Here is a 20,975-nt window from a genome sequence, read left to right as displayed (position 1 = left end):
CAGGCGTCAGCTGTCCAGATAGAGAATGGCGAGCCGCGGGTAGCGGGTGTGCATCTCGCCGGCGTCGTCGAAGTCGAAGTTCTCGCCGGCCGGGACGTCCGGGGCTGCGGGCGTCGCCGCGTCCACGGCCGACCAGTAGTCCTCCTCGGACCCGGCCGCCGCGGAGTACGCCTCCGGCCCGACCGCCAGCAGCGCCTCGCCGTCGAACCCCTCGAACTCGTCGTCCAGGTCCTCGTCGATCACGTCCGCCAGCGAGTCCGGCTCGGCCAGCGTGGCCTCCCACGCCTCCCGCCCCTGCGCGACCAGCCAGCCCCGGAAGGAGTCGAACTGATCCTCGGACGCCCCGCCGTTGATCAGGTACGCCGCGCCCCACAGGTCCGATCGGTACGCCTGTGCCTGCAACAGCTCGAACTGCACGCCGAAGCCGATGATCTCGTCCGCCGGCAACCCGCCAAGCACCTTCGTCAGCGCGTCGGCGACCCCGTCCGGATCCACCACCGTGTCGTCAACCTGTCCCCGGGCCGCTTCCACCAGCTCCCAGAACCCATCCCTGTCCACCCCCAAAGCGTGTCACGAATCCGGCCTCACGAGGATGGTTCGTTCACCAGGGTTCGTCGAGTTCGGCTCGGAGGGTGGTGGGGAGGGTCAGGCGGGCGCCGGACAGGGCGGTGCGGAGATAGGTGGGGGTGCTCATGCCGACGATGGGGATGATGCTGGGGGACCCGCCGATCAGCCAGGCGAGGACGGCCTCGTTGCGGGTGACGCCGAGTTCGGCGGCGACCTTGTCGAGGGCCTCCAGGCGACGCGTCGTACCGGGGTGGTCGAAGGCCTGGTGGAACGGGCGGTCTTCGCGTTCGTAGCCGCCGGACATCAGCGGGCTGTAGGCGAACAAGTCCTGCTCGGTGTTGCGGTCCGCGTAGTCCAGCATCTCGTCGGTGATCCAGCCGAACCGGTGGTCGTGCGCGTTGTCGCGGACAAACGGTCTGGGCTGCAGGTACGAGTACCGCATCTGCAGTGCCGTCGGACCCATCACGCCCTGCTGCTCGGCCAGACCACGTGCCCGCTCCACTCGCCACAGTGCGTAGTTCGACAGACCGATCCGGCCGATCGTCCCGGCTGCCGCGTGCTTACCGAAGGCCGCGACCGTCTCCTCCAGCGGAGTACTCAGATCGTCGCGATGCGCCCAGTACAGGTCGATGTGGTCCACGCCCATCCGCCGCAACGAGGTCTCCACCGCAGTGTCGATCGCCTGCTCGGTCAGCCCCTCTGTGTGCTCCGGGAAGCTCCCGGGCCACAGTGGTTCGCATCCGACCTTCGTGGCCAGTTTGACCCGCTCGCGAACACCGGGGCGGGCCGCGAACCACCGGCCGAGCAGTTCCTCACTCTGACCACCTCGTCCGCTCTCGTGCTTCCAGAACGCGTAACAGTTGGCCGTGTCGATCCACTCACCGCCGGCGTCGACGTACTCGTCCAGCAGCGCGAACGAGGTCTGCTCGTCGATCCGGGTCCCGAACTCCATCGCTCCGAGAGCGATCCTCAACTCAGTCATGCCCTTGACCCTCTGACCTTGAGTGGACTCCAGGTCAACCCACCCGCCCGTCAGCCAAGACATCTTGTCCCGCATCCCGGACGCCCTGGGTGCCTTGAACAAGAAGCGGGGACCTCGGACAGGTCGACAACCTGTCCGCGGACCCAGGACGGTGTTGAAGGTTCCGTACTGCGGCTGCGGCTAGCCGGCTGCCTTGCCGCGGGTGGATGTCCGTACGACGAGCTCGGGGGTGAAGGTGACTCGTTGGTGCACGTGATCGAGGTTGGAGGATTCGTCCAGGAGGAGTTCCGCGGCGGTCCGGCCGAGGAGCTGACGTGGTTGCCGGACCGAGGTGAGCGGCACCGCGGCTGCCGCGGCGAACTCGATGTCGTCGTACCCGACGATCGCGAGATCCTCCGGCACCCGCAGGCCGAGGCTCACGCACTGCTGCAGCAAACCGAGCGCCAGCAGGTCGTTCGCGCAGAACGCCGCGGTCGGACGCCGGTCGGCGGGCAGCCCGGCGAGTCGTTGCCCGGCGCCCCGGCCTTCCGCGACCGTCAACGCTCGGGTGGTCAGCTCGACCAGGTTCCCCTCCGGGAGTCCGGCGTCCTCGAGTGCCTGGCGGGCCCCCTGGAGGCGGTCGGTGACCTGGCCGATCGTGTTCGGCCCGCCGACGAAGGCGATCCGCTCGTGTCCGAGCTCGATCAGGTGCGCGAGGGCGACCTCACCACCGAGTACGTCGTCCACCGCGACCGAGCAGTGCAGTGATTCGTCGATGGAACGGTCGACCAGGACGACCGGCGTACCCCGCATCGGCAGAGTGGTCAGCCGGGTCGATTCGGAGTCGATCGGGGTGATCAGGACGCCTTGCACGCGTTGCTGTTCGAGCAGGTCCAGGTAGTCGGCCTCGCGGGCGGCGTTCTCGTTGCTCGTGCACAGGAACACGGACAGACCGGCCTCGGACGCGGCCTCCTCGACCCCGCGAGCGACGTCGGTGAAGAACGGGTTGCCCGCGTCGAGCATCAGGTACGCGAGGATCCGGCTGCTGCCGGCGCGCAATTGACGGGCCGACTCGTTCCGGACGAAGCCGAGCGACTCCATCGCGGCCTCGACCTTGGCCCGCGTCGCCGGGCTCACCATCTCGGGCCGGTTGAGCACGTTGGAGACCGTCCCCAGCGACACCCCGGCCGCAGCCGCTACATCCTTCACACCGGCCGCGACGCGAGCCCGCCGGCCACGACCTCGCCCAACTGCCACCCGCCCGGCAACCGCCCTACTCTGCCCAGCCGAGCCTCGCGCCTGCCCAGCGTTGGCTCGCGGCTGCCTGGCCGCCGACCCGGGCTGTTCGGCCGGATCGGGGATGCGACCAGCGCGTCCTGCTGCGCCTGGTGGTGCCACGCGGGCCTCCCCGGTTTGAAACGTGATAGCGGGACGAAGCGTACCCGGCCTACCTGTGGTTGTCCGCAAGGTTCACCTGTGGTTGTCCACAGACTTCCGTCCAAGCACTTGACGCGCGAAGCCGCTCGCAATTACTTTCGTGCAATCTTCTTGAAACCTTTCAGCAATCAGTATGGCCCGACGAGGGGAGGTGGGCATGCCGACACAGACTCCAGTGCTGTGCGTCCGTGAGGTGTCCAAGTCGTTCGGTGCCGTGGCTGCCGTTCGGGAGGTTTCCTTCGACCTGTACGGCGGTGAGGCGCACGCCCTCGTCGGTGAGAACGGGGCGGGCAAGTCCACCATCGTGAAGATGCTGGCCGGTGTGCACCGTCCGGACGACGGCACGATCGAGCTCGACGGCACCCCGGTCGAGCTGACGACGCCCGCCGACGCGAAGGCGGCCGGGATCGCGGTGATCTATCAGGAGCCGGCCCTGTTCCCGGATCTGACCGTCGCGGAGAACATAGCGATGGGCCACCAGCCACTGGGTCGTTTCAACACCATCGACCGGGCCGCGATGACCCGGCGGGCGGAGCAGTTGTTCGCCCGGCTCGGCGTGTCGATCGAGCCGAACCGGCCGGCCCGCGGGTTGTCGATCGCCGACCAGCAGTTGGTCGAGATCGCCAAGGCGCTGTCGGCCGACGCCCGGGTCGTGGTGATGGACGAGCCGACCGCGGCGCTGACCGGCGTCGAGGTGGAGCGGCTGTTCGCGGTGGCGAGATCGCTGCGGGACGACGGGGCCGCGCTGGTGTTCATCTCGCACCGGTTCGAGGAGATCACCGCATTGTGCGAGCGGGTCACGATCATGCGCGACGGCCGGCACGTCTCCACTGATCTGGTCGCCGAGGTGACTGTCGACGAGATGGTTCGCCGGATGGTCGGCCGCGAGCTGGGCGCGCTGTTCCCCAAGCAGGACGTCACTCCAGGCGTGGTGGTGCTGTCCGTCGAAGGGTTGAGCCGCGATCCCGTCTTTGCCGACATCTCCTTCGAAGTCCGGGCCGGCGAGATCGTCGCGCTGGCCGGACTCGTCGGCTCCGGCCGATCCGAAGTGGTCCAATCGATCTTCGGCGTCGACCCGCGCGACGGTGGCTCCGTCAAGGTCAGCGGCCGGACTCTCAAACCTGGCTCGCCTCGGGCCGCCATGGCAGCAGGTGTCGCACTCGTCCCCGAGGACCGTCGCCAGCAGGGCCTGGTGATGGACCTCTCGATCGAGCGCAACGTCACGCTGCCGCGATCCCGCGCGCTGTCCAGGCTCGGGTTCCTCACCGGCGGCAGCGAGCGGCGGTCGGCCCGGGAGTGGACGGCCCGGCTGCGGACGAAGTACGGGCGGCTCGGTGACGAGGTCGGCACGCTGTCCGGTGGCAACCAGCAGAAGGTCGTGCTGGCCAAGTGGTTGTCGATGGCGCCGAAGCTGCTGATCGTCGACGAGCCCACCCGCGGGATCGACGTCGGGACCAAGGCCGAGGTGCACCGGCTGATGTCCAGCCTGGCAGCGGAAGGTGTGGCGGTTCTGATGGTCTCGTCGGAGCTGCCCGAGGTGCTTGGGATGGCCGATCGCGTGCTGGTGATGCGCGAGGGCCGGCTGGTCGCCGAGCTGGACCGGGCGAAGGCCACCGAGGAGTCGGTGATGTTCGCGGCGATGGGTCAGGAGGTCTCGGTATGACGGCCGTCGGGCTGCCCGGGGTGACCGCGCGCAGGTCGTCCCTCGACCTGGTGCTGCGGGCCCGTGAGCTGGGCATCGTGCTCGCCCTCGCCCTGCTGGTCGCGGTGACCGCGATCTCGAACCCGCGATTCCTGTCCGGTCAGAGCATCCGCGACATCCTGCTCGGTACCGCGATCCTGGCCGTTCTGGCGGTCGGCCAGGCCGTGGTCGTGATCACCCGGAACATCGACCTGTCGGTGGGATCGGTGCTCGGCCTGAGCGCGTTCACCGTCGGCACACTGCTGCGTGACAATCCCGGGCTGCCGGTCGTATTCGCGCTGCTGATCGGAGCCACCGTCGGCGCGATCTGCGGCAGCGTCAACGGCGTATTGGTTCGGTACGGGAACGTCCCCGCCCTCGTCGTCACCCTCGGCACCTTGTATGTCGTCCGCGGCATCACCTACTTCTGGGCCGGCGGCCAGCAGATCAACGCCGACGAGTTGCCGGCCGGATTCCTCGAGTTCGGCAACGCCACCCTGCTGGGGATCCCGTACCTCGTCCTGATCGCGCTCCTCGTCCTGGTCGTCACCGGGATCGTCCTGCGCAACTACCGCGTCGGCCGTGAGCTCTACGCGATGGGGTCCAGCCCGCAGGCGGCCAAGCTCGCCGGGATCGCGGTCGGGCGTCGCGCGATCGGGGCGTTCCTGGTCAGCGGCGCCCTCGCCGGACTCGCGGGCGTGTTGTTCGCCGCCCGGTTCGGCACCATCGACGCGGCCGCGGGGACGGGGTACGAGCTGAACGTCGTCGCTGCCGTGGTGGTCGGTGGGGTGGCGGTGTTCGGCGGCAGCGGAACGGTTTGGGGCGCGGCCCTCGGCGCGCTGCTGCTGACCACGATCGGCAGTGCGCTCGCGGTGCTGGAGATCAACCAGTTCTGGCAGCAGGCGATCGTCGGCGGTCTGATCCTGCTCGCCATCGGCGCCGATCGGCTGGTCGCGGCCCGGGTCGCCGCGCGGCTGAAGAAGCGAGGCTCCCATGTCAGCTGACAGCACAGCTCTCGGCGCCGACCGGACGAGCGGTCTGGCCGGCCGGTTCGCCAACTGGAACGTGGCGATCATCGCCGTCACCGTCGTGGTCCTGATCGTCGCGGCCGCGACCGTGCAGAACTTCGGTACGTCGCAGAACTTCGGCTTCCTGGTCCTCGACCTGTTGCCGATCGCCTTGGTCGCGCTACCGATGACGCTCGTCATCGTGACCGGCGAGATCGACCTGTCGGTGGCCAGCGCGCTCGGCCTGTCCAGCGCGGTGATGGGCTACCTGTGGAACTCGAACCAGCCGATCGAGACGATCATCCCGCTCTGCCTGTTGCTGGGCGCGGTGCTCGGCGCGGTCAACGGGTTCTTCGTCACCGTGCTCGGGCTGCCCTCGCTGGCCGTCACGATCGGCACGCTCGCGCTCTATCGCGGGCTGGCCTTCGTCGTCCTCGGTGACAGCGCGGTCGCGGACTTCCCGGCGCTCTACACCGACTGGGTCACCGGCAGTATCGGCGGCACCTCGATCCCGAACGTGCTGATCATCATCGTCGCGCTGGCGGCGGTGTTCGGCGTGACTCTGCACGCGACGCCGATCGGCCGCGCGGTGTTCGCGGTCGGGGCGAGCGAGCAGGCCGCCCGCTTCGCCGGTGTCCGGCCCGGCCGGCTCAAGTTCTGGCTGTACGTCGTCAGCGGTCTGGTGGCGGGTCTCGCCGGGGTGCTGTGGACCCTGCGGTACTCCAGCGCCCGGGCCGACAACGGCGCCGGCCTCGAGCTGGCGGTGGTCGCCGCCGTCCTGCTCGGCGGTGTCTCCATCTTCGGCGGCAAGGGCGCACTGCCCGGCGTGATCGCGGGGGTCCTCCTACTGGCCTCACTGCAGAACGCGCTCCGCCTGTCCGATGTGTCCAATGAGGCGCTCAACGTCGTCACCGGCGTGCTGCTGATCGTCTCCGTGCTCGCTCCCAACCTCGCGAACGCCGTCCGCGGCAGTCTGCAGCGGCGCCGGCATCGCACCGACTCCACGCCCCGTCCAGAAAGAAGGCACTGACCATGTCTTTCCGCATCTCGCGCCGCTTCGCGGTACCGCTGTCCGCGGTGGCCGTCGTGTCGCTCGCGCTGACCGCCTGTGGCGGTGGCACCACCAAGGAGAGCACGGCGAATCAGGCCACCGCGGCGCCGACCGGGTCGAGTTCGGCCGCGGCCGATCCGAACGCCCCGCTCAAGGAGGGCCTGAAGATCGCCTACCTGCCGAAGCAGCTGAACAACCCGTACACCGATGTCGAAGTGGGCGGCGGCAAGGTCGCGGTCGAGGAGATCAAGGGCGAGTACAAGCTGGTCGGCCCGAACGACGCCAGCGCGTCCTCCCAGGTCAGCTACATCAATACCCTGATCCAGCAGCAACAGGACGTGATCGTGGTCGCGGCGAACGACCCGAACGCGGTCTGCCCGTCGCTGAACCAGGCCCGCAAGGCCGACATCAAGGTGGTCACGTTCGACTCCGACGCGGCCAAGACCTGCCGGGACGCGTTCATCAACCAGGCCACCACCCAGGGCATCGGCGAGAGCCTGGTGAAGATGGCGAGCGAGCTGGCCGGCGGTTCTGGTGAGATCGCCATCCTGTCCGCGACGCCGAACGCGACCAACCAGAACTCCTGGATCGCGGTGATGAAGACCGAGCTGGCCAAGCCGGAGAACGCGAAGCTGAAGCTGGTCAAGATCGCCTACGGCAATGACGACGACCAGAAGTCCTTCACCGAGGCACAGGGCCTGCTGCAGTCCTACCCGAACCTCAAGGTGATCGTCTCGCCCACCACGGTCGGTATCGCCGCCGCCTCCCGGTACGTCAGCGCCTCCAGCTACAAGGGAAAGGTCGCCATCACCGGTCTCGGCCTGCCGAACCAGATGCGCCAGTACGTCAAGGACGGCACGGTGAAGAAGTTCGCCCTATGGGACCCGGCCGACATCGGCTACCTGGCCGCGTACGCCGGCGCCGCGCTGAAGTCCGGTCAGATCACCGGTGCGCAGGGTGAGAAGTTCAAGGCCGGCAAGCTCGGTGAGTACACCGTCGGCGCGGACGGCGAGATCGTGCTCGGCCCGCCGACCGAGTTCACCGCGGCCAACATCGACCAGTTCGACTTCTGATCTCGCGAGGACTTCGGTGAACCGCTACTGCTTCTGCCTCCAGGTCAAGCCGGCCCGGCTGAACGAGTACGTCGACCGGCACCGCGACGTGTGGCCCGACATGCAGGCCGCACTCCGTGATTCCGGCTGGCACAACTACTCGCTCTTTCTCCGCGACGACGGTCTGCTGATCGGGTACGTCGAGGCGGACGACCTGGAGGCGGCGCAGAAAGCGATGGCGGCCACCGAGGTGAACGCCCGCTGGCAGGCCGAGATGTCGGAGTTCTTCACCCGCCAAGACGGCGCAGAAGACGGCCGGCCACCGGACGAGTCGTTCCTGCTGCTCCGCGAGATCTTCCACCTGACCCCACCCGCAGAGGACTGAACCATGACGACCGAAGCTGTGAAGAACGCCCTGCGCCGGCAGGAGATCGAGCTGCCCTCCTGGGCCTTCGGGAACTCGGGCACCCGGTTCAAGGTGTTCCCTCAGCCCGGCGTACCGCGGTCGCCGGAGGAGAAGCTCGCGGACGCGGCCGTGGTGCACAAGCTCACCGGGGTGGCGCCGAGCGTCGCCCTGCACATCCCCTGGGACAAGGTCGACGACTACGCCAAGCTCGCGGCGTACGCGAAGGAACAGGGCGTCCGGCTCGGCGCGATCAACAGCAACGTGTTCCAGGACAACGACTACATGCTCGGCAGCGTGACCAACCCCGATCCGCGGGTCCGCCGGAAGGCGACTGACCACCTGCTCGAGTGCGTCGACATCATGGACGCGACCGGCTCCCGGGACCTGAAGCTGTGGTTCTCCGACGGCACCAACTACCCCGGCCAGGACGACATCCGGGATCGGCAGGACCGGTTGGCCGAGGCGCTCAAGGAGGTGTACGACCGGCTCGGCGACGACCAGCGGATGCTGCTGGAGTACAAGCTGTTCGAGCCGGCCTTCTACACCACCGACGTGCCCGACTGGGGGACGTCGTACGCGCACTGCCTGGAGTTAGGGCCGAAGGCAACGGTCTGTATCGACACCGGGCACCACGCGCCGGGGACGAACATCGAGTTCATCGTCGCGTTCCTGCTCCGGGTCGGGAAGCTGGGTGCGTTCGACTTCAACAGCCGGTTCTACGCCGACGACGACCTGATGGTCGGGGCGGCGGATCCGTTCCAGCTGTTCCGGATCATGAACGAGATCATCCGCGCCGACGCGCTCGACCCGGACCGCGGGATCGCGTTCATGCTCGACCAGTGCCACAACATCGAGCCGAAGATCCCGGCGATCATCCGCTCGGTGATGAACGTCCAGGAGGCCACCGCCAAGGCGCTGCTGGTCGATCGCGACGCGCTCCGCGAGGCCCAGCAGGAAGGCGATGTGCTGGGCGCGAACGCCGCGTTGATGGATGCCTACAACACCGACGTCCGGCCCTTGCTCGCCGACCTGAGGTCCGAGCAGGGGCTGGATCCCAACCCGATCGCCGCGTACCAGCGCAGCGGTTACTTCGAGCAGATCGCACACGACCGAGCCGACGGCCAGCAGGCCGGATGGGGAGCATGAGACAAGTGACCGACACCCCGAACGTCGCCGGCGAACTCGTTGCGCGAAGCAACAGACTGGGTGCCGACCCGCGCAACACCAACTACGCCGGCGGCAACACCTCCGCGAAGGGCAGCGCGACCGACCCGGTCACCCAGCAGCCGGTCGACCTGGTCTGGGTCAAGGGCTCCGGCGGCGACCTCGGCACGCTGACCGAAAAGGGCCTGGCCGTACTACGCCTCGACCGGCTCAACTCACTCGTCGACGTGTACCCGGGCGTCGACCGCGAGGACGAGATGGTCGCCGCGTTCGACTACTGCCTGCACGGCAAGGGCGGAGCCGCGCCTTCGATCGACACGGCCATGCACGGCCTGGTCGACGCACCCCACGTCGACCACCTGCACCCGGACTCCGGGATCGCGCTGGCGACCGCGGCCGACGGGGAGAAGCTGACGGTCGAGTGCTTCGGCGACCGCGTGGTCTGGGTGCCGTGGCGGCGGCCCGGGTTCCAGCTCGGTCTGGACATCGCGAAGGTGAAGCGGGAGAACCCACAGGCGATCGGGGTCATCCTCGGCGGTCACGGCATCACCGCCTGGGGGGACACCTCGGCCGAGTGCGAGGAGAACTCACTCGACATCATCCGGACCGCTGAGCGCTTTCTCGCCGAGAAGGGCAAGGCCGAGCCGTTCGGTGTGGTCGTGCCCGGATTCGAGCCACTGCCTGTCGACGAGCGGCGGAAGCGGGCGGCCGCGCTGGCGCCGGTGGTCCGCGGGCTAGCGTCCACGGACAACCGGCAGATCGGCCACTTCAACGACGACGCCGTGGTGCTGGAGTTCCTCGCCTGCGAGAGGCTGGCGGAGCTGGCCGCGCTCGGCACCTCCTGCCCTGACCACTTCCTCCGGACGAAGGTGCGGCCGCTCGTGCTCGACCTGCCGCCGACTGCTCCGCTGGAGGACACGGTCATCCGGCTGAAGGAGCTGCACCTGCAATACCGCGAGGACTACGCGGCGTACTACGACCGGCACGCGAGCCCGGACAGCCCGCCGATGCGGGGTGCCGATCCGGCGATCGTGCTGGTTCCGGGTGTCGGCATGTTCAGCTTCGGCAAGGACAAGCAGACCGCGCGGGTGGCCGGCGAGTTCTACGTCAACGCGATCAACGTGATGCGCGGAGCCGAGGCCGTCTCGACGTACGCGCCGATCGACGAAAGCGAGAAGTTCCGGATCGAGTACTGGGCGCTCGAAGAGGCCAAGCTGCAGCGGATGCCGAAACCGAAGCCGCTGGCGACCCGGGTCGCGTTCGTGACCGGCGGCGGTTCGGGGATCGGCAAGGCGATCGCCCAGCGGCTGGCGGCCGAGGGCGCATGCGTCGTCGTCGCCGATCTCGACACCGCAGCAGCAGAGGCCGTCGCCAAGGAGATCGGCTCGGCGGACAAGGCCGTCGCGGTCGGCGCGGACGTGTCGAGCGAAGCGGCTGTCGCCGAGGCCTTCGAGCAGGCCGTGCTGGCGTTCGGTGGTGTCGACCTCGTGGTGAACAACGCCGGCCTGTCGATCTCGAAGCCGTTGCTGGAGACCACCGAGAAGGACTGGGACCTCCAGCACGATGTGATGGCGAAGGGGTCGTTCCTGGTCTCCCGGTCCGCCGCGAAGGTGCTGATCGACCAGGCGATCGGCGGCGACATCATCTACATCTCCAGCAAGAACGCGGTGTTCGCCGGCCCGAACAACGTCGCGTACGGCGCCGCCAAGGCAGACCAGGCCCATCAGGTCAGGCTGCTCGCGGCCGAGCTCGGTGAGCACGGCATCCGGGTGAACGGCGTGAACCCAGACGGCGTCGTTCGAGGCTCGGGCATCTTCGCCAAGGGATGGGGTGCCAAACGAGCCGCGGTGTACGGCGTACCGGAGTCCGAGTTGGGTGCGTACTACGCGCAGCGGACGTTACTCAAGCGCGAGGTGTTGCCTGAGCATGTCGCGGCTGCCGTGTTCGTTCTCACGGCGGGCGACCTGACCCATACGACGGGTCTGCACGTTCCCGTCGACGCCGGGGTGGCGGCCGCCTTCCTACGGTGAACAAGCCTGCGCTGAGTCCGCCGAAGTGCGAAGTGCTGAGGAGGTAGATCATGTGGAGCACTGACCCGAGTCGCTCGGTCGACGGGAACGGGCTGCTGCCCCGAGTGGAACCGCGGAAGACCAGGATCGGTCTGGTCGCCGGCGGGCTCGGTGCGTACTGGCCGCAGTTCCCCGATCTGCTGCCGCAGTTGCAGGCGTCGGCGCGCCGGGTGTCCGAGCGGTTCAGCGCACTGGACTGCGAGGTCGTCGACGTCGGCTTCATCTCCGACGCGCAGGAGGGCGCGGCTGCGGCGGAGAAGTTGCGGCTGGCGGACTGCGACCTGATCGTCGGCTTCCTCACCACGTACATGACCGCCTCGATGCTGATCCCGGTCGCTCAGCGCAGTGGTGCGCCCGTGCTGTTGCTGAACCTGCAGCCGACCGAGTCGATGGATCACGCCACGTTCGACACGGGTGCCTGGCTTGCGTACTGCGGGGCCTGTCCGCTGCCGGAGATGGCGAACGCCTTCGAACGCTGCGGGATCGACTTCCGCTCGGTCTCCGGGTACGTCGAGGACGAGCGGGCGTGGGCCCGGATCGAGCGCTGGCTCAAGGCGGCAGGGGTCCGGGCGGCGTTCCGGCACGGGCGGCACGGACTGCTCGGTCACCTCTACCCGGGCATGATGGACGTGATCACCGACCCGACGCTGGTGTCCGCGCAGCTCGGCGGTCACATCGAGATCCTGGAGATCGACGATCTGCGGGTCCGGGTGGAGAAGGTGACAGCCGCGGAGACCGAAGCGCGGATGAAGGTCGCCCAGGACATCTTCACGCTGGACGACTCCGTGGTGGAGGACGACTTCCGCTGGGGCGCGACGGTCTCAGTCGCGCTGGACAGGCTGGTCGAGGACTTCGCGCTGGACACGCTCGCCTACTACCACCGCGGTCTCGACGGCGAGGCCCACGAACGGGTCGCCGCCGGCATGATCCTCGGCGCTTCGTTGCTGACGGCAAGGGGTGTGCCGGCCGCCGGTGAGTATGAGCTGCGCACCTCGCTCGCGATGCTGGTCATGGACCGGCTCGGCGCCGGTGGATCGTTCACCGAGCTGCAGGCGCTGAACTTCCACGACAACGTGGTCGAGATGGGCCACGACGGTCCCGCCCACCTCGCGATCAGCTCCGCCAAGCCGCTGCTCCGCGGTCTCGGCGTCTACCACGGCAAGCGGGGCTGGGGTGTCTCGGTGGAGTTCGACGTCACTCACGGTCCCGTCACCGCGCTCGGCCTGGGTCAGCTCCGGGACGGCTCCTTCAAGTTGATCGCCTCGGAGGGCACCGTCGTCCCCGGACCCCTCCTCCAGATCGGCAACACGACGAGCCGCGTCGACTTCGGCTGCGACCCCGGCGAATGGACCGACGCCTGGTCCGCTTCCGGCGTGGCACATCACTGGGCGTTGGGTACCGGTCACCGCACAGCCGACCTGAGAGCCGTCGCCGACCTGCTCCACCTGGACCTCGAAGTCGTCAACCCCACCTGACGTCCACAGCCACCAAGCCGCTTGCCCGAGAGAGGAGTTCGCCCGTGAGTCTTCGACTGGCTGCTGTGGATCTTGGTGCCTCCAGTGGGCGGGTGATGCTCGGGCAGGTGGGCGACGGCAAGCTCGAGCTCACCGAGGCGCATCGCTTCTGGAATGGTCCGGTACGGCTGCGGAACACCTTGTACTGGGACATCCTCAGCCTGTACCGCGAAACGCTCATCGGGCTGGGCAAGGCTGCGCGGCTACAGGTGGAGGATCGGGGTGCGTCGCTCCATAGCCCGACCCGGGGCCGACCGTCGGATGGCGTGGGGCTGGATGGTGTCGGCATCGACTCGTGGGCGGTCGACTACGGGTTGCTGGACAGTGACGGGCGACTGCTCGGGAACCCGGTGCACTACCGCGACGCGCGGACCGATGGGGTGATGGAGCAAGTACTGCGGACCGTCCCGGCCGACGAGTTGTACGCCGTGACCGGGTTGCAGCAGTTGCCGTTCAACACCGTCTACCAACTCGCCGCCGAAGTCTCGTTGGAGCAGGTCAAAACGTTCCTGATGATTCCCGATCTCCTCGGCTACTGGCTGACCGGGCGACCGGGTGCCGAGGCGACCAATGCGTCGACCACTCAGCTGTACGACGTCCGGTCCCGCACCTGGAGCGAGGCGCTGGCCCGACGGGTCGGCGTACCGGTGGGGCTGTTGCCGGAGATTCGGGAGCCGGGGGAGGTGATCGGGCCGATTCTGCCCGCGGTTGCCGAGGAGTTCGGGCTGGATCCCGCGACGCCGGTGATCGCGGTCGGGTCGCACGACACGGCGTCGTCGGTGGTCGCGGTGCCTGCCGCCGAGTCCGACCGGTTCGCGTACATCTCCTCCGGGACCTGGTCGCTGGTCGGCCTGGAGCTCCCCGCGCCGGTGCTCACCGAGGCAGCCCGGCAGGCGAACTTCACCAATGAGGGCGGCGTCGACGGCCGGACCAGGTTCCTGAAGAACGTGATGGGCCTGTGGATCCTGCAGGAATGCCTGCGGGTCTGGGCGACCGACGACCTGGTCCAGCTGCTGAAGGAGGCGGCCGCGGCACCGGCGTTCGCAGTACTGGTCGATCCCGACGATCCGGTGTTCCTTGCTCCGGGCAACATGCCGGCCAGGATCGAGGAGTTCTGCGCGCGGACGGGTCAGGAGCGGCCGGCCGGTCGAGCGGCGTACGTGCGGTGTGTGCTGGAGAGTCTCGCGCTGGCGTACCGGCGGACGCTTCGGCAGGCGCAGGACGTGGCCGGGCGGGAGATCGAGGTCGTGCACGTGATCGGCGGCGGTTCGCAGAACGAGTTGCTCTGCCAGCTGACCGCTGACGCCTGTGGACTGCCGGTGCTCGCCGGGCCGGTCGAGGCCTCCGCACTGGGCAACGTGCTCGTCCAAGCCCGGGCGCTGGGCGAACCGCTGCCGGACCTCGCCGCGATGCGCGCACTGGTCCGCACCACCCATCGACTGCGGCGGTACGAGCCGCAGGGCAAGCCGGCCGACTGGGACGCCGCCGAGTCCCGGGTGTTCGGAACCAGGTGATCCAAATGACCGCCCTCCACAATGAAACAGCTCCCCAACCCAACGTCCTCCCCCGCCACGGTGAGGTCGTGCCGTTGCGGCCTGGGGGTGGGCCCCGTTCAGGCAACGTCGGGCTGCAGCGCGAGATCGGCCACGACGACCTGCAGCTGCTCCGCCTGCTCGCCACCGGTCTGCCGATGGACGGGGTCGCCCGCCGCCTCGGCTTGTCCGAGCGAACCGTCCGCCGCCGAACCCGCGCGGCCTGCGACCGCCTGGGCTTCGGCACCGCCATCGAAGCCATCGTCTGGGCAGCCCACCGCGGCCTGCTCTGACCGTCGGCCAATTCGCGATCCCGACAACCAGCAGGACTACTGCGGCCTGCGCTGACCTTTCCGCCCACCAACAAAACTGACGTTGCGCATCCCCTGCTTCGCGCACCTCCGGTAGATCCCATCTCTGCGAGGAGTCCGCCCCGATGTCGCTCCGCTCACGTGTCGGCTGCCTGGTGACAGCCGTCCTGCTCCTGACCCCATTGGCCCCCGCAACCGCCACACCACCAACCCACCGCAACACCACAGTGCAGAACCTCAGGACGAACAACCTCATCGACCCCCTTGGCATCCCCGGCACCCAACCCAAACTCAGCTGGCAGCTCGACGGCACCCGCCGAGGCATCAAACAGACCAGGTACGAGATCCACGTCGCCACCGCACCGGCCAAGCTCGCCCGCCCCGACGTCTGGGACAGCGGTGTCGTCCGTGATGACCGCTCGATCGAGGTCCCGTACGGCGGACCCGCGCTCACCGCCTACACGACGTACTACTGGTCCGTCCGCGTCTGGGACGAAACCGGTACTACCTCCGCCTGGTCCCAACCAGCCACGTTCGAGACCGGCGCCCTCCAGCCGTCGGACTGGACGGGCGACTGGATCGGCGCCGACAACCAGCCCGGCCCGGAGTGGACCGACTACACGATCGACCTCGACGTGACGGTCACCAAGGAAGCCTTCGGAGTCTTCTTCCGCGGCCGCGGCGGAATCGGCTACATGTGGCAACTGAACCAGGTGAGCGACCCCAAGCTGAGGCCACATGTCCGCCAACCCGGCGGCGGCTACATCGTCCTCGCCGAGATCCCGCTCATTGGCGTCGACCTCACCCAGCGGCACCACCTGCGGATCACGGTCGCCGGCCGGACCATCACCACCTGGCTCGACGACAACCAGGTGGACCAGCGGGAGCGGTCGGACCACGACGCGCCGGGCATCGTCGGCTTCCGGACCAACGGCGTCGAGGAGGGCGTCGTTCACAGCCTCAAGGTGGTCAACTCGGCGAACCAGACCCTGGTCGACACCACCTTCCCGACCGGCGACCAGACCTTCCCCGATGGGACCGTCCTTCCCCAGGGCGGTCTGCAGGTCAAGGGCAACACCGACCTCTGGCTGCCCGGCAAGCCGATCCCGGTCTTCCGCAAGGCGATCTCGTTGCCCACGGCCAAGAAGGTCGCCAAGGCCAGGATCCACGCCGCCGCGCAAGGCATCTACGAGCTCAACCTCAACGGCAAAGAGGTCGGCGACCACGAACTCGCGCCCGGCTGGACCGACTATCGGCAGCGGATCCAGTCGCAGACCTACGACGTCACCAACCAGCTGAAACCAGGCCAGAACACCTTCAACGCGGAGGTCGCTCCCGGCTGGTACTCGGGCAACCTGGCGATGTTCGGCTCCGCCAAGTACGGCAATGACACCGCCTTCATCGCGCAACTCCGAGTCACCTACACCGACGGCAGCACCGACGTCTTCGCCACCGATGGCACCTGGCAGACCGCGCCGGGCGCAGTACGGACGGCCGATCTACTCAACGGCGAGAGCCACGACGCACGCCGTACGCCGACCGAGTGGACCGCAGTACAACTCAAACCCAGCGCGACCGCCCAGCTCGTCCCGCAACCGGATCAACCGGTTCGAGTCACCCAAGAGCTCAAGGCGCGCGCGATCCCGTCACCGACACCAGGCGTCTACCTCTACGACCTCGGCCAGAACATGGTCGGCGTTGCTCGGCTGACGCTCCGCGGGACACCCGGACAGTCCGTGAAGATCCGGTACGGCGAGGTGCTGAACCCGGACGGCACCCTCTACACCGACAACCTCCGTTCGGCGAAGGCGACCGACCACTACACGTTCGCCACCGACCAGATCGAGACGTATCGGCCCAGGTTCACCTTCCACGGGTTCCGGTACGTCGAGGTGACGGGTCTGCCGGCCGCACCACCGGCGAGCGCGATCGTCGGAGTGGTGATGGGCACGGACGGCCAACGGGTGAGCGAGTTCCGGACCAACTCGGCGCTCGTCAACCAGTTGCACAGCAACATCGTCTGGGGCCAGCGCGGCAACTTCCTCTCCATCCCGACCGACACCCCGGCCCGGGACGAGCGGATGGGGTGGACCGGTGACATCAACGTGTTCGCCCGGACCGCCGTCTACAACCTCGACTCCCAGCCGTTCCTGACCAAGTGGCTCCGGGATCTCCGCGATGCGCAGCGGGCGGACGGCGCGTTCCCGAGCGTCGCCCCGACCGTGCCGAACGCATTCGACGGCGGAATGGGCAACGCGGGTTGGGCCGACGCCGGGGTGAACGTGCCGTGGACCCTCTGGCAGGCGTACGGCGACACGTCGGTGATCCGGGAGAACTACAGTGCGATGACCCGGTACGTCGACTACCTCGTCGCCACCTCGAACGGTCTGATCCGCGGCGGCGGCGACTACGGCGACTGGCTCAACCTGGACGACCCGACTCCGGGCGAGCTGATCGGGACCTCGTTCGTCGCGAAGGGGGCTCGCCAGCTCAGCCAGATGGCGGCCGCGATCGGGAACGCCGCCGACGCCGCGAAGTACCAGCAGCTGTACGAGGACGTGAGGTCCGCGTTCGCCGCGCGATTCGTGGCCGCCGACGGCAAGGTCGGGACGGACAGCCAGACCGGGTACATCCTCGCCTTCACCTCCGACCTGATCCCGGCCGACCAGGTCGTAGCTGCAGGCAACCACTTCGCCGACACGATTCTGCGCCGCGGGACCCACCTGGCGACCGGTTTCCTCGGAGTCGACGGGTTGCTGCCGGTGCTGACCAAGATCGGCCGGTCCGACCTGGCGTACCGGTTGCTGCAGAACACGTCGTACCCGTCCTGGGGATACGAGATCGGCAAGGGTGCGACGACGATCTGGGAGCGGTGGAACTCGATCAAGCCGGACGGCACCTTCAACGACGTAGGGATGAACTCGTTCAACCACTACGCGTACGGCGCGGTCGGCGAGTGGATGTACCGCACCCTCGCCGGCGTCTCCGCGGCCGAACCCGGCTACCGCAAGATCCTGATCGCGCCCACCCCCGGAAACGGCATCACCACTTCCGACTACCGCCACGAGACCCCGTACGGCGAGGTCGCCGCCAAGTGGAAGTCGTCGGCCGACGGCTTCACCCTCGACGTCGAGATCCCACCGAACACCACGGCAACGATCCGCCTACCAGCCACCAACCCAGCCTCGATCACCGAAAATGGCAACCCCATCCAATCCGCCGACCTCACCACCGCCAACGGAGCCACCACCAACGGAGCCACCACCAACGGAGCCACCACCAACGGAGCCACCGCCAACGGAGCCGCGACCAACGGAGCCACCACTTTCACGGTTGCCTCCGGCACCTACCACTTCCACACCCGCTGACCCACCGCCCGCCCATCGCCCGAAAATTTCAGGGGTCAACCCCTCACGTTGGGGGTTGCCCCCTCAGTCGTGATGGCACTGGTGGTGACGTCTTGCGGCCGTGAAAATGGGGTCGGGGTGCCCGTGGACGCCGGTTGATTCTTGGTCGTAGGAGACCGTCCCTCAGTCTGGCGCCGGGGCCCGACCTGATGGGTCATGCATTGTTGCTTCGAGCACGCCGGTCAGAATTTCGGTTCCCGACCGAGGCCCCCGGGCATCCCGCCGAACGGTGTCATTGCGGGTGAGGAGGCTGGTCGTGGTGAGGACAGAACCGGTAGTCCTTGATGCCGAGGATGAGGAGCGGGTTGATCGGGTCGCTGCGATCGATGTGGCCAAGGCGATGGGCAAGGTGTGCACCCGGCTGCCTGATCCAGACCACCGGGGCCGGCGGGTGACCGCGGTGTGGGAGGTGTCGGCCACCACGAACGCGATCATCGAGCTTGGTGACCATCTGCTGGTCGAGGGTGTCGAACGGGTGGTGGTGGAGTCGACCTCGGACTACTGGCGGCCGTTCGTGTATCTGCTCCGCGCTGCCGGGCTGACGGTGTGGCTGGTGAACGCCCGCGAGGTCAAGAACGTCCCGGGCCGGCCCAAGACCGACAAGATCGACGCGGTCTGGCTGGCCAAGCTGAACGAGCGCGGGATGCTGCGGCCCTCGTTCGTGCCACCCGCCCAGATCCGGGAGTTGCGCGACTACACCCGGCTGCGGTCGGATCTGGTCGCGGAACGGACCCGGCACAAGCAGCGACTCGAGAAGCTGCTCGAGGACGCGCTGATCAAACTGTCCACGGTGGCTTCGGACATCTTCGGTGTCTCCGGGCGGGCCATGCTCGAGGCGCTGATCGCCGGCCACCGCGACCCCCACCAGCTGGCCGACCTGGCGAGGGGGAAACTGCGGGTCAAACAGGCCGCGCTGATCGAGGCCCTGACCGGCCGGTTCGACGACCACCATGCCGAGATCGCCCGGATGCTGCTCGACCAGGTCGACACCCTTCAGGCACAGATCGACCGGATCACCGCGCGGCTCGACCAACTCATCACCACCCTCCCCGACCCCCTCGAACCCACCAACACAACCGGCGGCAGCGGACCTGCACCGTGCCAGGCATCGCGGTACTACCCAGCAGCCCAGCGACTTGCCGAGATCCCTGGCATCAACCTCAAAGCGGCCCAGGTGATCATCGCCGAGATCGGCCTGGACATGCGCCAATTCCCCACCTCGAAACACCTCGTCTCCTGGGCCAAGCTCTCACCCCGCACCATCCAGTCCGGGCCGAGGAGCCGATCCGGCCAGACCGGCAAGGGCAACCCCTACCTCAAGAGCATTCTCGGTGAAGCCGCCGCAGCGGCGTCCAGAACCGACACCTTCCTCGGCGAACGCTACCGGCGGCTGGTGAAACGCCGCGGCAAACTCAAAGCCCTCGTCGCCGTCGCCCGCTCCATCCTCGTCATCATCTGGCAGCTCCTCACCAACCCCCACACCCGCTACCACGACCTCGGCCGCGACTACTACGACAGCCGCATCGACAAAAACCGCAGAGTCCGCAACCACGTCCGCCAACTCCAAGCCCTCGGCTTCCAGGTAACCCTCGCCACCACCACCTGACCGCACACCCCCTCCCCAGCCTCCCCACACGCGAGGCCATCCCGCCATGCCCAGCCCAGGTCGCTATTTTCCGGTCAGAATCTCGGTGGGCAACACCAAACCTGAGGGGTTGACCCCTGAAATTCGGACGTCACGGGAAGGGGCGAGGTGGAGGGGAGGACGAGGTGGAGAGAGGGCGAGGGGAGGGGAGGGCGAAAGGACGGAGGTCAGCCTGTGCGGAGGCGATAGCCCATGCCTCGGACGGTTTGGATGCGGTCGGCACCCAGTTTGCGGCGGAGGTAGCGGATGTAGACGTCGACCACGTTCGAGCCGGGGTCGAAGTCGAAACCCCAGACCTGGGACAACAATTGCTCGCGTGACAGCACCTGGTCCGGATGCCGGCAAAAGACCTCGGCCAGCAAGAACTCCCGCGCGGTGAGCTCAACCGTCCGCCCGTCCACCGACGCGCGGCGGGTCCGTAGATCGAGGCTCATGTCGCCGACCTGCAGGATGTTCGCGTCGGCCGTCCCCGAACCGTCGCTGCGCAGCCGCAACCGCACCCGCGCGAGCAGTTCCTCGAACGCGAACGGCTTCGCAATGTAGTCGTCCGCGCCGCCCTCCAGCCCGGCGACTGTGTCGCGCACGCTGTCCCGCGCGGTCAGGATCACCACCGGCATCGTCACCCGCGCCTCCCGCAACCGGCGCAGCACGGTGAACCCGTCCATCCGCGGCAAGCCGATGTCGAGCACCATCAGGTCGTACGAGCCACTGACGCCTTCCTGGTAAGCGTTCTCGCCGTCACCGACCACCGTCGTCACGAACCCGTTGCTCCGCAGACCGCGCTCCACGAACGACGCGATCCGCTCCTCGTCCTCGGCAATCAGGATCCGGTTCACCGACCCACCTCCTCAGCAGTTCGCGCCGCCGCCCACCATCGCGGAATTTGAGGGGTTGGCCTCTCAGGTTGGGGGTTGCCCCCTGAGAATCTCGGTGGGCAACCCCCAATCTCGGGGGTTAACCACTCAAATTCCGCGCCGGTCGGGTTCCGGTTCACCACGTCGGCAACCGGGGCACCGGTCGGGTTCCGGTTCACCGCATCGGCAACCGGGGCACCGGTCGGGTTCCGGTTCACCACGTCGGCAACCGGGGCACCGGTCGGGTTCCGGTTCACCACGTCGGCAACCGGGGCACCGGTCGGGTTCCGGTTCACCACGTCGGCAACCGGGGCACC

The 20,975-nt window shown here is 68.1% G+C and carries 17 protein-coding genes; 13 read left to right on the top strand and 4 right to left on the bottom strand.

The window, feature by feature from the left end:
• Nucleotides 1-6: 6 nt before the first annotated feature.
• From EV643_RS40310 to EV643_RS40300, 3 genes are all read right to left on the bottom strand, one after another.
• Nucleotides 7-558, bottom strand: coding sequence for a DUF4240 domain-containing protein (locus EV643_RS40310; RefSeq protein ID WP_133805507.1), 552 nt, complete (start codon nt 556-558; stop codon nt 7-9).
• 43 nt (nt 559-601) lie between these two features.
• Nucleotides 602-1,549: an aldo/keto reductase gene (locus EV643_RS40305; protein ID WP_133805506.1), complete on the bottom strand. Its 948-nt coding sequence runs from the start codon at nt 1,547-1,549 to the stop codon at nt 602-604.
• 180 nt (nt 1,550-1,729) lie between these two features.
• The gene (locus EV643_RS40300) at nt 1,730-2,737 is read right to left on the bottom strand and encodes a LacI family DNA-binding transcriptional regulator (RefSeq protein WP_133805505.1); all 1,008 of its coding nucleotides are present in this window, start codon (nt 2,735-2,737) and stop codon (nt 1,730-1,732) included.
• 385 nt (nt 2,738-3,122) lie between these two features.
• Here EV643_RS40300 and EV643_RS40295 point away from each other — a divergent pair, with 385 nt between their 5' ends.
• The 12 genes from EV643_RS40295 to EV643_RS40240 all read left to right on the top strand — a co-directional run bounded on the left by EV643_RS40295 (nt 3,123) and on the right by EV643_RS40240 (nt 19,765).
• Nucleotides 3,123-4,628 (top strand): sugar ABC transporter ATP-binding protein, encoded by a 1,506-nt coding sequence (locus tag EV643_RS40295; RefSeq protein ID WP_133805504.1) that lies wholly within the window; start codon nt 3,123-3,125, stop codon nt 4,626-4,628.
• Nucleotides 4,625-5,650 (top strand): ABC transporter permease, encoded by a 1,026-nt coding sequence (locus EV643_RS40290; protein WP_133805503.1) that lies wholly within the window; start codon nt 4,625-4,627, stop codon nt 5,648-5,650. Before EV643_RS40295 ends, EV643_RS40290 begins: the two co-directional genes overlap by 4 nt.
• A complete protein-coding gene (locus EV643_RS40285; protein WP_133805502.1) occupies nt 5,640-6,683 on the top strand; it encodes an ABC transporter permease in 1,044 nt (347 codons plus the stop codon). Before EV643_RS40290 ends, EV643_RS40285 begins: the two co-directional genes overlap by 11 nt.
• A gap of 2 nt (nt 6,684-6,685) precedes the next feature.
• Nucleotides 6,686-7,777, top strand: coding sequence for a rhamnose ABC transporter substrate-binding protein (gene rhaS / locus EV643_RS40280; protein WP_133805501.1), 1,092 nt, complete (start codon nt 6,686-6,688; stop codon nt 7,775-7,777).
• Between the two features lie 16 nt (nt 7,778-7,793).
• Nucleotides 7,794-8,141: an L-rhamnose mutarotase gene (locus EV643_RS40275; protein ID WP_133805500.1), complete on the top strand. Its 348-nt coding sequence runs from the start codon at nt 7,794-7,796 to the stop codon at nt 8,139-8,141.
• A gap of 3 nt (nt 8,142-8,144) precedes the next feature.
• Nucleotides 8,145-9,308 carry an L-rhamnose isomerase gene (rhaI, locus tag EV643_RS40270; RefSeq protein ID WP_133805499.1) on the top strand — a complete coding sequence of 388 codons (1,164 nt, stop codon included), beginning with the start codon at nt 8,145-8,147 and terminating at the stop codon, nt 9,306-9,308.
• A 5-nt stretch (nt 9,309-9,313) separates the two neighbouring features.
• The gene (locus EV643_RS40265) at nt 9,314-11,356 is read left to right on the top strand and encodes a bifunctional aldolase/short-chain dehydrogenase (protein ID WP_238166142.1); all 2,043 of its coding nucleotides are present in this window, start codon (nt 9,314-9,316) and stop codon (nt 11,354-11,356) included.
• Nucleotides 11,357-11,406: 50 nt separating this feature from the next.
• Entirely contained in the window at nt 11,407-12,870 is a 1,464-nt protein-coding gene (locus EV643_RS40260) for an L-fucose/L-arabinose isomerase family protein (protein ID WP_133805497.1), read from the top strand.
• A gap of 44 nt (nt 12,871-12,914) precedes the next feature.
• The gene (locus tag EV643_RS40255; RefSeq protein ID WP_202869982.1) at nt 12,915-14,423 is read left to right on the top strand and encodes a rhamnulokinase; all 1,509 of its coding nucleotides are present in this window, start codon (nt 12,915-12,917) and stop codon (nt 14,421-14,423) included.
• Nucleotides 14,424-14,428: 5 nt separating this feature from the next.
• Nucleotides 14,429-14,734, top strand: coding sequence for a helix-turn-helix domain-containing protein (locus EV643_RS40250; protein ID WP_133805496.1), 306 nt, complete (start codon nt 14,429-14,431; stop codon nt 14,732-14,734).
• A gap of 143 nt (nt 14,735-14,877) precedes the next feature.
• The gene (locus tag EV643_RS40245) at nt 14,878-18,120 is read left to right on the top strand and encodes a family 78 glycoside hydrolase catalytic domain (RefSeq protein ID WP_133805495.1); all 3,243 of its coding nucleotides are present in this window, start codon (nt 14,878-14,880) and stop codon (nt 18,118-18,120) included.
• 295 nt (nt 18,121-18,415) lie between these two features.
• Nucleotides 18,416-19,765: an IS110 family RNA-guided transposase gene (locus EV643_RS40240; RefSeq protein ID WP_202869981.1), complete on the top strand. Its 1,350-nt coding sequence runs from the start codon at nt 18,416-18,418 to the stop codon at nt 19,763-19,765.
• 206 nt (nt 19,766-19,971) lie between these two features.
• Here the strand turns inward: EV643_RS40240 and EV643_RS40235 are convergent, their stop codons facing one another.
• Nucleotides 19,972-20,640, bottom strand: coding sequence for a response regulator transcription factor (locus EV643_RS40235; protein ID WP_133805494.1), 669 nt, complete (start codon nt 20,638-20,640; stop codon nt 19,972-19,974).
• A 75-nt stretch (nt 20,641-20,715) separates the two neighbouring features.
• Here EV643_RS40235 and EV643_RS46230 point away from each other — a divergent pair.
• A partial coding sequence (locus tag EV643_RS46230) for a hypothetical protein (RefSeq protein WP_238166141.1) occupies nt 20,716-20,975 on the top strand: 260 nt, incomplete at its 3' end.

Origin of the sequence: Kribbella caucasensis (assembly GCF_004361855.1) — a bacterium.
GTDB classification, from domain to species: Bacteria; Actinomycetota; Actinomycetes; order Propionibacteriales; family Kribbellaceae; genus Kribbella; species Kribbella caucasensis.
Note: the sequence above shows the minus strand (reverse complement) of the source record. Positions and strands in the feature narration are given on the sequence as shown.